Source organism: Azotobacter vinelandii CA (genome assembly GCF_000380335.1).
Lineage (GTDB): Bacteria > Pseudomonadota > Gammaproteobacteria > Pseudomonadales > Pseudomonadaceae > Azotobacter > Azotobacter vinelandii.
The window spans coordinates 4,456,299-4,471,410 of record NC_021149.1 but is presented as its reverse complement, the minus strand read 5'-3'; the positions used below and the strand labels follow the sequence as shown (position 1 = coordinate 4,471,410).

Below are 15,112 nucleotides of genomic sequence, written 5' to 3'. Positions count from 1 at the left end.
CCATGCTGCTCAACCTGTTGACCGGAATCGCCGCCATGCTGGTCTGCCTGCTGTTCCAGGCGATCTTCGTGGGCATCTGCGTGCGCCAGTACGTCCGCTTCCACCGTCGCCACGGGCTGCTGCTCGGGCCGCTGCAGGAGATCGCCCTGCTCGCCGTGGCGATGCTGCTGGCGATGTTCGGTAACTTCCTGCAGATGGCCGCCTGGGCCTGGGCCTGGGTGTTCGTGCTGGTCGGCGAGTTCGCCGATTTCGCCACCGCGCTGTACCACTCGGCGGTGAACTTCGCCACCCTGGGCTACGGCGACATCGTCATGTCCGAGCGCTGGCGGCTGCTCGGCGCGCTGGAGGCGGCCAACGGCATCCTCATGTTCGGCGTCTCCACGGCGATGATGACCGCGGTACTGACCAGGCTGATCCGGCTCGCCAGGCCCGAGCCGCTTGACGGGGCATGAGCCGCGGAGGAGCGGATGCCGGCGCCTGGACTATGCTCTATCGGCGCCCGGTTTCCTCAGTGGAAGCATTCGGCCCGACTTGCGTGCATGTTGAAGAGTCGCCCAGACCGCCCGGACAGGACGCGCCGTGCAGCCACAAAAGGGACCTTCCATGTCGCCGAAATCCGCTTCCGACCAGCAATTCTCCAGAAACCTGCTCGATGTGCTGATCCGTGCCGGCCTGGTCGCTGTGCTGACGATCTACTGCTACCTGGTCTTCCGGCCCTTTCTCGAGCTGATGCTCTGGTCGATGATCCTCGCCGTCATGCTCTATCCGCTGCAGCGCCGGCTCGCCGCCCGCCTGGGCCACCACGAAGGCCGGACGGCCAGCCTCATCGTGGTGGTCGGCCTGCTGATCCTGATGGTGCCGATCTACCTGCTCGGCACCTCGCTCGTCGACTCGGCGCAACAGGTGATGGAAACCGTCAGGAGCGGCTCCCTGCACATTCCGCCGCCGTCCGAGTCGGTGGCCAACTGGCCGGTGATCGGCCAGCCCGTGCACGACTTCTGGCAGCAGGCGGCTTCCGACCTGTCCGGTTCGATAGAGAAGTACAGGCCTCAGCTCCGCGAGCTGCTGCTCGGCCTGCTGGGCAAGATCGCCGGCATCGGCACCGGCTTTCTGCTCTTCATCGCCGCCCTGATCATCGCCGGCATCATCATGGCGTTCGGCGAGCTCGGCCATCGCAGCGCCCATCGCATCGCCGTGCGGATCGTCGGCCCGGAACGGGGCGAGTTGCTCGTCGAGCTGTGCACCGCCACCATCCGCACCGTGGCTCAGGGGGTGCTCGGCATCGCCTTCATCCAGATGCTGCTGGTTGGGGTCGGCTTCGTGCTTATGGGCGTCCCGGGCGCCGGCCTGCTGGCCCTGGCCGTCCTGTTGCTCGGCATCATCCAGGTGCCGGCGACTCTGATCACCGTGCCGGTGATCGTCTATGTCTTCTCCAGCGAAGGCGCCAGCCTGACGACCATCGTGTTCGCCGTCTACAGCATCCTCGCCGGCCTGGTGGACAACGTGCTCAAGCCGCTGCTGCTCGGCCGCGGCGTGGACGTGCCCATGCCCGTGGTGCTGATCGGCGCGCTCGGTGGCATGGTGGCCAGCGGCATCCTCGGCCTGTTCATCGGCCCTATCGTCCTGGCCGTGGGCTACCGCCTGTTCTGGCAATGGGTGGACGACCAGCCGGCCGGGGACGGCAGCGGCGGGACGGGGAGCGCCGGCTGACGCCGCTCAGGGCGGGCTGGCCGGGAGCGCGCGGGCGATGTCCCGGCTCAGCGCCGCCAGGGCCCGGTCGTGGGCCGCCACCAGAGCCTCGGTGCCGGCACCCCCGGGCGGTTCGCTGAGTGTCGAGCGACCCGCCTTGACCAGCGCGCCCCTGGCGCTTCTTATCGTCCACAGGACATCGAGGTCGGCCGCAGCGCCGGGCGCCGACTCGAAACGCTGCACGTCCAGCGTCACCCGGTAGTCGGAGGCCGTCGTGGCGCTCATGGGATGGGCCGCCACCCAGGCACCGCCCAGCAGTCGCGTCAGATTGGCGGCAACGACCTGGCCGATGCCGCTCTGCAGCGGCGTGGCCCAGCGCTCGTGCTCCATGATCGACACCCGGTTGGCGTCGAGCCGCAGCACCAACTGCGGGCGGTCCACCATCTCGGGCACGCCGACGGGGTCCACCGTCACGCTGTAGGCCCGAGGCTGTGTCGCCGGATCGGCCACGGCGACGGCGCTGAGGGTGTAGAAGCGCTCCACGGGGGCGCTGGCGCAGCCGCCGAGGGTCAGGCTGGCGACGAGAACTCGGGCAAGGCGTTTCACGGTTCGCTCTCCCGCTGTGGGTTCGGGGATGGACGCTCCGGCGCGAAAAGCGATGCGCCACCGTCCCGCTGGCGCTGGCGAGCCTGTTTCTCCGCCCTGCCTGTCCATTGGCGCGACTGTATTGCCGTGGGCACGCGGGGGTTGCCCGCCACGCATGGGAAAACAGTTTCCGGCAGAACAGATTTAGCTCCGGAGCGGGCTCTTGTCACGGACAGCGGATGAAAACGAGCCCTCTTGCAGAGCGATCCGATCAACGCTGATAATGAGATAAATTATCATTTGACGGCGCACCTTTCATGAGTAGGGTCCATTGAAAGCTGGTTGGCTGGTGGCAGAGCCTGACAGGTGTTTCGCTCCCATGGACTCATTCAGCCTCTGCGCCTGTATTGGGTAAAACGCTCTCACTGCTACGGAAAGTGTCGCCAATGTCGTCGCGGGACTCCAGCATCACTCATCTGTATGCCCAACACCAAGGCTGGCTCCAGGGTTGGCTGCGACGGCGGCTGAACGATTCCAGCGATGCTGCCGACCTGGCTCAGGATACCTTTCTGCGGGTCTTGCAACGTCGGCAGAACCTGTCGCTCGAAGAGCCGCGCGCCTACCTGCGCACCATCGCCCGTGGCCTGATGATCGACCTCTGGCGCCGTCGCGACATCGAGCGGGCCTGGCTGGAAACCTTGCAACAGTTACCGGAGCAACAGGCGCCGAGCCCCGAGGTCGGCGTCTTGATGATCGAAACGCTGGTAGCCATCGACAGTCTGCTCGACGAGCTGCCGCCGGCGGTGCGCGAAGCCTTTCTGCTGGCCCAGCTCGAAGGCTTGAGCTGCCCGCGCATCGCCGAGCGTCTTGGCGTGTCCCTCTCCACTGTCGAACGCTACATCGCCAAAGCGCTGCGTCACTGCTACCGCCTGGCGTTCGAGCAAGAGCCGTGAGCCGCACTCCGCAAGAGCCTCTGCCGGAGGCGGTGATCGAGCAGGCCATCGACTGGGCGGTCAGGCTGACCTACGGCGAAGCCGACGCCAGCACCCGGAGCGCCTTCCAGGTCTGGCATGAGGCCAGTGAACAGCACCGCCAAGCCTGGCAGCGGGTGCAGAGTTTGCAGGGCCGCTTCGCCGGCGTGCCGGCCGACCTGGCCATGCAGGCCCTGAGCAAGCTGCCAAAGGTCCATCTCAGACGTCGCCAGCTCGGCAAGCTGACGTTGTTGCTCGGCGCGTTGGGCGCCACCACCTGGGGCGCCGGCGAAGTCACCCCCTGGCAACGCCTGCTGGCCGATCACAGCACCGCCATCGGCGAACGCCGCCGCTGGCGGCTGGCCGACGGCAGCCAGCTCGACCTGAACACCGACAGCGCTGTCAGCCTGCATTTCGACAGCGAGCAGCGCCTGCTGCGCTTGCTACGTGGCGAACTGCACCTGATCAGCGGCAGCGATACCGGGCAGTTCGCCGAACGGCCGTTGCGCGTGCAAACCCGCGACGGCCTGCTGGAGGCTCTGGGCACCCGCTTCAGCGTGCGCCTGGATGAACAAGCGACGCGGCTGGCGGTGGAGGAGGGCGCGGTCAGCCTACGACCCGCCGACGGTAGCGAACTCCGAATCGCCGGGGCTGGCCAGCAATGGCTGCTGAACTCCGGCCTGGCCCTGCGACTGCCCCAAAGCCACAGCGCGCCGAACGGCTGGCTCGACGGCCAGTTGATCGCCCGCGAACTGCCGCTGGAAGAGCTGCTCGCCGAACTGTCCCGCCATCGCCACGGCTACCTCGGCTGCGACCCGGCCATAGCCCGGCGGCCGATCAGCGGCAACTTCCAGTTGAGCGATATCGACGCCACGCTCGATTTCATCGCCCGCAGCCATGATCTACGCCTGTATCGCCTGACCCGCTACTGGGTTCGTCTGGGCGCTACCTGAGCGCGGCAGGGCCAACAGCGAAAATAATTTTCCGGTAAGTGAAGGGATTTCGATTCTTATTCGGCATTCAGGTCGTGACATTTTGCTCACTGCCAACGAGAAGCCCTCCCTATGAACTTGCGCAAACAGCCGTTGCCCCATCGTTCCCGACCCGCCACCCTGGCCGCCGCGGTGCGCGGCGCCCTGCTGTATCTGCCGCTGGCGAGCGTGATCCTGAGCATGCCGCTCACCGCCATCGCCGAGCAGACCACCAACCAAGAGTTTTCCATCGCCCCCGGCAACCTGGATGCTGCTCTGTCCCAGTTCTCCCGCCAGGCTGGCGTGAGCGTCGCCTTCGACGCCAAACTGCTGGCCGGCAAAAGCACCCTGGGCCTGCAAGGCGCCTTCGCCCCGGACGAAGCACTGAACCGCCTGCTGGCCGGCAGCGGTTTGCAGGCAGAGCGGCAAGACCGTGGCGGATATGTGCTGGTGGAAACCAAGTCAGCCGGGACGATAAACCTGGATGCCATGCGAGTAGAAGACAACGCACTCGGCACCATCACCGAGCAGACCAAGTCATATACACCTGGCACTATCGCAACAGCCACCCGACTAGTATTGACCCCTCGCGAGACACCGCAGACCGTCACGGTCGTCACTCGCCAGCATATGGACGACTTCAATCTCACCAATATCAACAAGGTGATGGATCATACGCCAGGCGTCACGCGGCGTGGCACGGATAACTATCGATCCTATTACTATGCCCGTGGCTACGAGATTCGAAACTTCCAATACGATGGTATCCCCGTCTTGTCCGATGGCATCAATTTCATGGGCGAGACCACAAGCGATATGATCCAATACGACCGCGTGGAAGTCATCAAGGGGGCTAGTGGTTTGACCACAGGAGCGGGTAGTCCTGGTGCCACTATCAACCTTGTGCGCAAGAAACCTACCCATGAGTTTTCCGGACACGCCACGGCCGAGTATGGTCGCTGGGATAACTACCGTACCGAATGGGATGTAGGTGGCCCCTTGGACGAAAGTGGGAGTATTCGCGGTCGTTTTGCTACCGCCTTCCAGGATCAACAATCCTATATGGATCATTTCAAGGAGCAGAAGCGAGCACTATATGGCATCTTGGAAGTGGATCTTTCCCCCAAGACGATGCTGACATTCGGCGGCAATTACGATAAGACAATACCGACTGGTACCAGTTGGGGAGGAACACCTTTTTTCGATAGCCATAATAATGAGATCAACACATCGCGCTCCTTCAATCCTGGAGCAAGTTGGAGCCGCGCCGAGCAATTCAGTCATGCCTTCTTTAGTCAGTTGGATCATGAGTTTGATAATGGCTGGAGCAGTCGAGCCTATTACACTTTCCAGAGAAACGCATACGATGCGAACTTGGGAAGTATTAAATATACTCCAGATGGGGATACTGGCAGCTCCGAATTGCTTTCTGGCCAATATAGGTACAAAACGAGAAGTCAGGCATTGGAGGCTTATGCCCGTGGTCCTTTCGAATTATTCGGCCGTACCCACGAACTGGCCGTGGGGGTCAGCGGCTATCATAATCATCTCAAGGGATCAGGGCACAATGTTATTAGAGTGCCTGTTGATAATATCGGGGAGTGGAATGGACGTGCAGAGCGACCGGACTGGGGTGGCATCCTCTATCGTGCCGAAGACCGTATTAACCAGCGTGCTGTATATGCCAGTGGCCGTTTTAGTCTAAGCGATGATCTTGCCGTGATTTTAGGAGGACGAGTAACTAATTATCGCCGAGGTGGCGATAGCAATATGCGTGAAACAGGTGAAGTGATTCCTTTCGCAGGCGTCACCTACGATTTGAGCGACAATTTTTCGCTGTATGCCAGCTATACCAAGATATTCCGGCCGCAAAGTGTCCGGGATGAAAGTTATGCCGTACTCGATCCGGACGAAGGCGATAGCTATGAAGGTGGACTCAAGAGCGAATGGTTCAATGGCCGGTTGAATGCCAGCCTGGCTTATTTTGAAATTCGCCAAGATAACCGCGCTGAATCTATCGGCACTCTGACTAACAGTAATGGAATGACTTACTCTGCCTATAGAGGGACAAAAGCCAAGACCAAGGGCATCGAACTGGAAGTTAGCGGCGAATTGATGCCCGGCTGGAATATCCAGGCAGGGTTTACTCATCAGGTCATCCGAGAGGATGAAACCAACGAGAAACTGACGACCCAGGCGCCGGAGAACCAGTTCAAACTTTATACGACCTACCGGCTACCTGGCAGATTGAGTAAAATGACCATCGGTGGTGGCGGTAGTTACCAAGGCACGACTTGGCGGGATGGTACGGATGCTCTGGGTAATGAGCATCAATTCAAGAATGAAGCCTTCTGGCTAGTCAATCTGATGGGTAGGTATCAGATCACTAATAATCTCTCGGCCACACTCAATGTTAATAATTTGCTTGACAAGTACTACTACTCTAACTACGGGGATCGGTGGACTGGTATAGCCACCAAGATGTATGGAGAGCCTCGTAATATGATGTTGACGACACGTTGGGATTTTTAAATAAGTGGACTTGCCCCTATCAAACCGGACATCGCAACCCCGTTAAGTTGATGTTGTGGTCATCCGCCTAAACTCTCGAAGCAAGCGGTAGTTCAAGGCGCTGTGCGGATGCTCCTCATTATAATGCTGGAAGGCAATCTCCAGGTTGCACAGCGCCCTCAGGCGAGGCAGTCCTGCTTGGCTTGGCATGTGGGCGATGTAATCGCGCCTCATCGTTTTCACGAAGCTTTCGGCCATGCGTGGGCTGCGTTGCTCTCAGACCGGCGTGGTCAACGACAGCAAGCCAATCTCCCAGGCGAAGGCCCGGGTCTGCTCGGCGGTGTACGCCGAGCCGTTGTCGGCATCGGCCAGTTCCGAGGCGGGCACCACGGTTTCGCCGGCACTGGCTGCCGACAGGCAGCCATCTAGGGCCTGTTGACGTTTGGGCGTAGGCCCCGTCCCTGCGGGTGGGGCCGCCCAGGCTGCGCGTCAAATGCCGCCATGCGGCGTTGCGGGTCTTGGCAAGGGAATGACCATTGCCGGCGACCCGCGCCTTGCCGAACGCGGCCCGGCCTGGCGGCATTTGACGCGGCAACGCGGCTCACGCCCAAACGTCAACAGGCCCTAGGTAGAGCTTACGCCAATGGAACAACTGATTGGGATTGATGCCGTTGTGCCTGGCCACCACCGAGACGCTTTGTTCCGGCTCCAAGCTCTCGCGAACCATGGTGAGCTTCTTCTCGACGCTCCAGCGGCGACGCCGCTCCTGGCCGAGCACTTCGATGTGTCTGTCTTTGCTGGTAGTCATAAACACGACCGTTCGCCCATCCCTCATGGTAAGGGGGAAACGGTGTCCGGTGTTTCAGGGGGGCTCGTTCACAAATATTCGACGGCTCCCACGCTCCCGCGTAGGAGCCCGGGGCCGGACGTTCCGGCGTCGCAGGGACCCAGGAGGTGTCGCGCGCGAAGGAAAATGACTCGGCCGGGAGCCGGAACAGGGCGTGCCGATGCACTTGCCGGCGGCAGGAGCGGCCGCCTCATGGCTCGCTCTTCTTCTTGCCCCACAGCAACGCCTCGGGATGGCGTTCGAGATAGTCGGCCAGGGCGCGCAGGGATCTGGCGGTGCGCCCGAGTTCGCGGATGGCCTCGCGGGTGTCCTGTTGCAGGGGCTCGTCGGCGGCCATCATGTTCTGCGCGGTGTCCACGGCCTTGCGCGCCTCGCCCAGGGTGGCCACGACCTCCGGAGCGACCTGGGTGTCCAGCCGGTGCAGCAGGCGGCTGGTGGTCTGCAGGGTCTGCCGCAGGTCGGCGCCGATCTGCTCCAGCGGCAGCTTTTCCAGCCGGCCGGCGACCCGCTGCAGGGATGCCTGCAGCTCGCCCAGGCTGCCGCCCGTGGTGGGCAGTCCGGGCGGCTCGCTGTCCCAGTCGATCCGGGCCGTGGTCGCCTGGGGGAAGAAGTCCAGGCCGACGTAGAGCTGGCCGGTGAGCAGGTTGCCGGAGCGCAACTGGGCGCGCAGGCCCTTGGCGACCAGTTCTTCGAGAAAACGCCGGCGTGCCTCGCCGGAAAGCCGGGGCAGGTCCTTGTCCCGGGAGCGCAGCCGCAGTCGTTCCGGATAGAGGCTGATCTCGACCGGCATGACGATGCGCCGGCTGTCCGGCTCCAGCTCCACGCGGATGGCGGTCACCTCGCCGATGGCGATGCCGCGGAAATCCACCGGGGCGCCGGTCTCCAGGCCGCGCAGGGATTCGTCGAAGAGCAGGACCATCTTCAACACGTCGCGCTCGGGGTTGCGCATGGCCCGGGCACGGTCGGCGAACAGCTCGAAGGGGGTGTCGGGCGCGGCGCCCGGCAGGGCGACGGACTCCTCCGGCGTTTCGAAGGCCACGCCGCCCAGCAGCAGCGAGGCCAGCGACTGGGTATCCACCTCGATGCCGCCGGCGCCGAGCTTGACGTCGATCCCGCTGGCATTCCAGAAACGGCTGTTGTCGGTGACGAAGCGGTCGTAGGGCGCGTTGACGAAGAGCCTCAGGCTCACCCCGCGGCCGTTCCCGTCGAGCTGGTAGCCGACCACCTGGCCGACCTGCAGGCGCCGGAAGAACACCGGCGAGCCCATCGCCAGGGAGCCCAGGTCGGCGCTGCGCAGAACGAACTCCCGGCCCGGCGTGTCGAGCTGGATGACCGGTGGCACCTCCAGGGCGGCGAAGGTCTTCTGCGCGCGGGACGACTTGCCCACGTCCACCCCGATGTAGGCACCGGACAGCACGGTGCCGAGCCCCGAGACGCTGCCGCCGGAGATGCGCGGCTTGACCAGCCAGAAGCGGGTGTCCTCGACCAGATGGGGCTGGAAATCCTTGACCAGTTCCGCGCTGGCCAGCACCTGGCGGAGATCCCTGGACAGGCTCACGGCGGTGACCAGGCCGATGTCCACGTCCTTGTACTTGACCTTGGTCTTGCCCGCCTCCAGGCCTTCGGCGCTCTTGAAGACGATATCGATGACGGGGCCCCGGTCGAGGATCGACTTCACCGCCAGCCAGCCGCCGATGAGCGCGGCCACCAGCGGTACCAGCCAGACCAGTTGCGGCCTCCAGCGCGAGCGGGGCGCCGCTTCGGCCTCCGGCAGGGCGGACGGATCGGGGCGCGCCTCAGCCATCGTCCCGCTCCAGGACGTCCCAGATCAGGCGCGGATCGAAGCTCATCGCCGCGAACATGGTCAGCACCACCACGGCGCCGAAGGCCAGGGCGCCGCTGCCGGGGCGGATGGTCGCCAGGGCTTCGAGCTGCACCAGGGCGACCAGCAGGGTCACCACGTAGATATCGAGCATCGACCAGCGCCCGACCAGTTCCACCAGGCGATACAGGCGGGTGCGCTGCAGCGGCTGCCAGCGGGCGCGCGACTGCACCGACAGGGCCAGGATGACCAGAGCGATGAGCTTGGCCATCGGCACCAGGATGCTGGCGACGAACACCACCAGGGCCAGGTGCCAGGAGCCGGACACCCACAGGTACACCACGCCGCTCATGATGGTGTCCTGCTGGGCGCCGAACAGGGAGCTGGTCTCCATGATCGGCAGCAGGTTGGCCGGGACGTAGAGGATCGCCGCGGCGACGATGAAGGCCCAGGTACGGGCGATGCTGTCCGGCTTGCGTGCGTGCAGGGGCGTGCCGCAGCGCGGGCAGCGGGCGGCCTGGCCCGCGCCCGTGCGGCTCAGCAGGCCGCAGCCGTGACAGGTCGCCAGATGCCAGCGGGCGGCGCTCGCCGGGCCCTTCACCGCGCCGCCTCCAGCCGCGTCCACAGGTCGCGGGCGTCGAAGGAGGCGCTGGTCGCCGCCATCAGCAGCATCAGTCCGCCGAACGACCACAGGGCGACCCCGGGCACCACGCTGGCCAGGTGGGCGAGCTTGACCAGCGAGACCAGGATGCCGAGCACGAACACCTCCAGCATGCCCCAGGGCTGCACCAGGGTCAGGCCGCGGAACACCAGCCGGGCTCGCGGCGGCCGGCGTCCGAGGCAGGCCGGCAGCAGCAGGTAGAGCAGGGCCAGCAACTGCGCCAGGGGCGCGACGAAGGTGGTCGCCAGCACCAGGGCGGCGACCAGGCGCATGTCGTGGCGGTACATGGCCCGCGCCGCGCCGAGCAGGGAGGTCTGCACGAAGTCTCCACCGAGGCTGAGGCCGACGATGGGAAAGAGGTTGGCGATCAGGAAGAGGAGGAGGGCGCCGAGCCCGAAGGCCAGGGCGCGCTCGCTGCTCCGCGGGTGATTGCGCGACAGGATCGCCCCGCAGCGCCGGCAGCGGGCCACGCCGCCTTCGGGCAGCATCGGCTCGCGCTGCAGGAGGTCGCAGTCGTGGCAGGCCACCAGGGGGCTTTCCGTCACGCCCATCTCAGTCGTCCTCGCGCCGGCGTTGCGGCACGCCGCTCAGGTCGCCGCCCAGGGGCGCCGGCTCGGCGGGCGGCGCTTCCTGCTTCGCGGTGCCGCTCTTCTCGGAAAGCCGCTCGATCAGGTAGTAGAACAGCGGGATGAAGAACACCGCGATCACCGTCGCCGCCAGCATGCCGCCGATCACCCCGGTACCGATCGAGTGGCGGCTGTTCTCCGAGGCGCCGACGGCGATGGCCAGGGGCACGCAGCCGAGAATGAAGGCCAGCGAGGTCATCACGATGGGGCGCAGGCGTTCGCGCGCCGCGGTCATCGCCGCGTCGAACACGGACATGCCTTTCTCGCGGTTCAGCACGGCGAACTCGAAGATCAGGATGGCGTTCTTCGCCGCCAGGGCCACCAGCATGGTCAGGCCGATCTGGAAGTACACGTCGTTGACCAGGCCGCGCAACAGGATCGCCAGCAGGGCGCCGAACAGCGCGAAGGGCACCGCCAGCAGCACGCCGACCGGCAGCGTCCACTTCTCGTATTGCGCCGCCAGGATCAGGAACACCATGATCAGGCCGAAGACGAACACCTGGGCGCTGGTGCCGCCGGCCTTCTTCTCCTCGAAGGCCTCGCCGCTCAGGGCCAGGGCGTAGTCGCCGGACATGTTCTGCGCGGCCAGCGTCTCCAGGGCCGCCAGCGCCTGCCCGGAGCTGAAGCCCGGCGCCGCGTTGGCGGTGATCTTCACCGCCGGGAAGTTGTTGAAGCGGGTCAGCAGGTCCGGGCCGGTGACGTAGCGGGTGCTCAGCAGGGCCTTGAGCGGGATCATCTCGCCGCCGCGGTTGCGCACGTAGATCTGCTGCAGGTCCTCGACCCTGAGGCGGTAGGTCGGCTCGGCCTGCAGGATCACCTGCCACAGGCGGCTGAACTTGTTGAACTGCGACACGTACAACGAGCCGAACATGGTCTGCATGGTGCTGTACACGTCCTCCACCGGCACGCCCAGGGTTTCCGCCTTTTCCCGGTCCACGTCGGCCAGCAGTTGCCGCGAGGCGGCGTTGAAGGTGGCGGTGATGGCGCCGATCTCCGGTCGCTGGCGGGCCTTGGCGACGAAATCGTTCACTATCCCGGCGAGTTGGCCGACGCTGCCGTCGCCCTTGTTCTGGACCCACACCTCCATGCCGCCCGTGGTGCCCAGGCCGGGAATGGACGGCGGGTTGACCGGCACCACGAGTCCCTCGCGGACCCGGGAGAAGGCCTGGCCGGCGGCCGCGATGACCGCCGGGGCGCTCTGCGTACGGATGCTTTCGTCGTCCTTGTAGCGTTCCTCGAAGTCCTTGAAACCGACGAAGAAGGTGCCGGCGTTGTTCTTGTTCTGGCTGTCGAGCAGGCTGTAGCCGTTGACGATGGCCACCCCCTCGACGGCTTCGTCGCGCATGAAGTAGTCGCTGACCGCCCGGCCCACCTCGCCGGTGCGGTCCAGGCTGGCGGCGTCGGGCATGATCACCGCGCCGAGCAGGTAGCCCTGGTCCTCCGGCGGCAGGAAGGCGCCGGGGATGCGCTGCGCCATCAGCACGGTGAGCACGACCATCCCGGCGAACAGCAGCAGGGCGAGCAGGAAGCGCTTGATCATGAAGGCCACCGCGCGCGAGTAGCCCTCGGTCATGCGCTCGAAGTTGCGTTCGAACCAGCGGAAGAAGCCGCGCTTGCGCCCGTGGGCGGGCTTGATGAGGATCGCGGCGAGGGCCGGCGACAGGGTCAGGGCGACCAGGCCGGAGATCACCACGGAGATGGCGATGGTGATGGCGAACTGCTTGTAGAGCTGGCCGGTGATGCCGCCCATGAAGGCCACCGGGACGAACACCGCGCAGAGCACCAGGACGATGGCCACCACCGGGCCGGCCACCTCGTCCATCGCCCGCTTGGCGGCCTCCCTGGGCGGCAGGCGGTGGACCTGCATGTTGCGCTCGACGTTCTCGATCACCACGATGGCGTCGTCCACCACGATGCCGATCGCCAGCACCATGCCGAACAGGGTCAGCATGTTGATCGAGAAGCCCAGGGCGGTCATGCCGATGAAGGTGCCGACGATCGACACCGGCACTGCCAGCACCGGGATCAGGGTGGCGCGCAGGCTCTGCAGGAACAGGTAAACGACCGCCACCACCAGCACCAGGGCCTCGAAGAAGGTGTGCACCACCTCGGCGATGGAGGTGCGGGTGAAGGCCGTGGTGTCCATCACGATCTTGTATTCGATGCCGGCGGGAAAACTCTTCTCCATCTCCGCCAGGGTCGTCCTGACGGCGTCGGACACGTCCAGGGCATTGGCGCCGGGCTGCTGGTACACCGCCATCAGCGTCGCCGGCTTGCCCTGGTAGGTGCTGCGCAGGGAGTAGTCCTTCTGGCCCAGCTCGGCGCGGCCCACGTCGCGCAGGCGGACGATGGCCGCCCCGCCGCTGGCGGCGCGGATGATGATGTTCTCGAACTCCTCCGGCTCGGTCAGCCGGCCCTTGGTGGTGACGGCGAAGGACTGCTCCACCGCCTCGCCGGTCGGCGACTGGCCGATGCGGCCCACGGCGAACTGCTGGTTCTGGTTGGCCACCGCCTGCTGCACGTCGGCGGCGGTGATCTTCAACTGGGCCATGCGGTCGGGCTTGAGCCAGATGCGCATGGCGTAGTCCGGGGTGCCGAAGATGCTCGCCTGGTTGGCGCCGGGGATGCGCTTGATCGCGTCGAGAATGTACAGGTTGGCGTAGTTGGCGATGTAGGTGCTGTCGTAGCGTTCGTCCGGGGAGTAGACCGCGATGACCATCATGAAGGCCGAGGACTTCTTCTGCACCTGGATGCCCTGGCTCTGCACCGCCGAGGGCAGTTGCGGCAGGGCCAGGTTGACCCGGTTCTGCACGTCCACCTGGGCCAGCGAGGGATCGGTGCCGATCTCGAAGAACACGTTGAGGGTCATGTTGCCGGTCGCCGAACTCGACGAGTTCATGTAGATCATGTCGTCGGCGCCGTTGACCTGCTGCTCGATGGGCGCCGCCACGTTGTTGGCCACCACTTCGGCGTCGGCGCCGGGATAGGTGGCCGATACGGTGATCTGCGGCGGGGTGATGTCCGGGTACTGGGCCACCGGCAGGTTGAACATCGCCACTGCCCCGGCCAGGGTGATGACGATGGAAATCACCGAGGCGAAGATCGGCCGCTCGATGCAGTAGTGGGACAGGCTCACGGCGCCTGTCCCCCGCCGGACGGGCCGGCCTTCAACCGCTCCTGCTGGCCGGGCCAGGCCTCGGCCGCCTTCTGCCGTTGCGGCTGGCCGGTTTCCCCGGCGGCGGGACGGGCGTCGACGATCTGCAGCGAAGCCTCCGGCGTCACCCGGATCGCACCGTCGACCACGATGCGCTCGCCGGCGCGCAGGCCCCGGGCGACGAACCAGTCGTCGCCGTGCCAGTCGCCCATTTCCACGATGCGCTGTTCGGGCTTGCCGCCGTCGCCGATCACCCACACGTAATGGCTCTTGGAACCCTGCAGGACCGCGCGCTGGGGCACCAGCAGGGCGCCAGGGCGGACCGCGCCCTTGAGGTGGGCGCGCACGAACTGGCCGGGGCGCAGCAGGCCCTTCGGGTTGGCCATTTCCGCCCGGATCAGGAAGGTGCCGGTTTCCTCGCTGAAGGCGAAGTCGGCGAAGTCGAGGCGGCCGCGATCGGGCACCTGCGAGCCGTCGGCCAGCACCACCTCGACCTCGAAATCGTTGTGCGGGGGAAACCTGAGCTGGCCGGCGGCGATCTCGCCGCGGAATTTCAGCATCTCGTTCTCCGAGAGGCTGAAGTTGATGTAGATGGGGTCGACCTGCGACACGTAAGTCAGCAGGCCGGCCGCGCCCGGCGTCACATAGCTGCCTTCCTGCAGCTTGGCGAAGCTCGACACCCCGGTGAGCGGCGACTTGATGGTGGTGTAGCCGAGATTGAGCTGCGCCGTGCGCACCTCGCCCTCGGCGGAGAGCACGGCGGCCTGCGCCTGCCGCTCGGTGCCGATGGCGTCGTCGAGGTTTTTCTTGCTCAGCGCGCCCACCTTCACCAGGGGACGGATGCGGCCCAGGTCGGCCCTGGCCATATCCAGGCGCGCCTGCTGCTGGGCGAGCTGGCCGCGGGCCGACTGCAAGGCCGCCTCGAACGGCCTGGGGTCCATCTGGAACAGGATCTGTCCGGTGCGCACCAGATCGCCTTCGTTGTACAGGCGTTTTTCCAGGAAGCCCTCGACCCGGGCGCGGATTTCCACTTCCCGGGAACTCTGGGTCTGGGCGACGAATTCGAAGACCACCGGGGTATCCCGCGCGGCCAGCGTGATGGCGGTCACCTCGGTGGGTGGGCGCGCCGGCGGGGCGGCGGTTTCCCCGCAACCGGCGAGCAGGGCGAGGCCGGCGAGCGGAGCGGCGAGCGAACGCCACGGGCGCCGGGAGCGCGCTCCGCCGCTTGCCGGGTTCGACGACCGTCCGTTCAGGATGCCCATGCTTGGCGCGGCG

12 protein-coding genes and 1 pseudogene are annotated in these 15,112 nt (G+C 65.5%); 5 read left to right on the top strand and 8 right to left on the bottom strand.

The window, feature by feature from the left end; translation table 11 throughout:
* Window positions 1-2 precede the first annotated feature (2 nt).
* Both AVCA_RS20110 and AVCA_RS20105 read left to right on the top strand, forming a co-directional pair.
* The gene (locus tag AVCA_RS20110; RefSeq protein WP_012702906.1) at window positions 3-452 is read left to right on the top strand and encodes a potassium channel family protein; all 450 of its coding nucleotides are present in this window, start codon (window positions 3-5) and stop codon (window positions 450-452) included.
* 151 nt (window positions 453-603) lie between these two features.
* The gene (locus AVCA_RS20105) at window positions 604-1,710 is read left to right on the top strand and encodes an AI-2E family transporter (protein ID WP_012702905.1); all 1,107 of its coding nucleotides are present in this window, start codon (window positions 604-606) and stop codon (window positions 1,708-1,710) included.
* Window positions 1,711-1,716: 6 nt separating this feature from the next.
* On the opposite strand, the gene AVCA_RS20100 is transcribed toward AVCA_RS20105, so the two are convergent.
* Window positions 1,717-2,295: a PqiC family protein gene (locus AVCA_RS20100; protein ID WP_012702904.1), complete on the bottom strand. Its 579-nt coding sequence runs from the start codon at window positions 2,293-2,295 to the stop codon at window positions 1,717-1,719.
* 425 nt (window positions 2,296-2,720) lie between these two features.
* Between AVCA_RS20100 and AVCA_RS20095 the strand changes: the two genes are divergently transcribed.
* From AVCA_RS20095 to AVCA_RS20085, 3 genes are all read left to right on the top strand, one after another.
* The gene (locus AVCA_RS20095) at window positions 2,721-3,227 is read left to right on the top strand and encodes a sigma-70 family RNA polymerase sigma factor (protein WP_012702903.1); all 507 of its coding nucleotides are present in this window, start codon (window positions 2,721-2,723) and stop codon (window positions 3,225-3,227) included.
* Entirely contained in the window at window positions 3,224-4,198 is a 975-nt protein-coding gene (locus AVCA_RS20090) for a FecR domain-containing protein (protein ID WP_012702902.1), read from the top strand. Before AVCA_RS20095 ends, AVCA_RS20090 begins: the two co-directional genes overlap by 4 nt.
* 111 nt (window positions 4,199-4,309) lie before the next feature.
* Complete coding sequence (locus AVCA_RS20085; RefSeq protein WP_012702901.1) at window positions 4,310-6,748, top strand: TonB-dependent siderophore receptor; 2,439 nt, start codon at window positions 4,310-4,312, stop codon at window positions 6,746-6,748.
* Between the two features lie 42 nt (window positions 6,749-6,790).
* Here the strand turns inward: AVCA_RS20085 and AVCA_RS26920 are convergent.
* The 7 genes and pseudogenes from AVCA_RS26920 to AVCA_RS20050 form a co-directional block, all read right to left on the bottom strand.
* Window positions 6,791-7,087: pseudogene (locus AVCA_RS26920) on the bottom strand (integrase core domain-containing protein); the annotation flags it as partial.
* Window positions 7,088-7,328: 241 nt separating this feature from the next.
* The gene (locus tag AVCA_RS20075; protein WP_012702899.1) at window positions 7,329-7,535 is read right to left on the bottom strand and encodes a transposase; all 207 of its coding nucleotides are present in this window, start codon (window positions 7,533-7,535) and stop codon (window positions 7,329-7,331) included.
* A 229-nt stretch (window positions 7,536-7,764) separates the two neighbouring features.
* Complete coding sequence (locus tag AVCA_RS20070; RefSeq protein ID WP_012702897.1) at window positions 7,765-9,378, bottom strand: PqiB family protein; 1,614 nt, start codon at window positions 9,376-9,378, stop codon at window positions 7,765-7,767.
* Window positions 9,371-9,997: a paraquat-inducible protein A gene (locus AVCA_RS20065; protein WP_012702896.1), complete on the bottom strand. Its 627-nt coding sequence runs from the start codon at window positions 9,995-9,997 to the stop codon at window positions 9,371-9,373. The genes AVCA_RS20070 and AVCA_RS20065 overlap by 8 nt, the downstream gene beginning before the upstream one ends.
* Window positions 9,994-10,608 carry a paraquat-inducible protein A gene (locus AVCA_RS20060; RefSeq protein WP_012702895.1) on the bottom strand — a complete coding sequence of 205 codons (615 nt, stop codon included), beginning with the start codon at window positions 10,606-10,608 and terminating at the stop codon, window positions 9,994-9,996. The genes AVCA_RS20065 and AVCA_RS20060 overlap by 4 nt, the downstream gene beginning before the upstream one ends.
* A gap of 1 nt (window position 10,609) precedes the next feature.
* Complete coding sequence (locus AVCA_RS20055) at window positions 10,610-13,819, bottom strand: efflux RND transporter permease subunit (protein ID WP_012702894.1); 3,210 nt, start codon at window positions 13,817-13,819, stop codon at window positions 10,610-10,612.
* Window positions 13,816-15,099: an efflux RND transporter periplasmic adaptor subunit gene (locus AVCA_RS20050; RefSeq protein WP_012702893.1), complete on the bottom strand. Its 1,284-nt coding sequence runs from the start codon at window positions 15,097-15,099 to the stop codon at window positions 13,816-13,818. The genes AVCA_RS20055 and AVCA_RS20050 overlap by 4 nt, the downstream gene beginning before the upstream one ends.
* Window positions 15,100-15,112 lie beyond the last annotated feature (13 nt).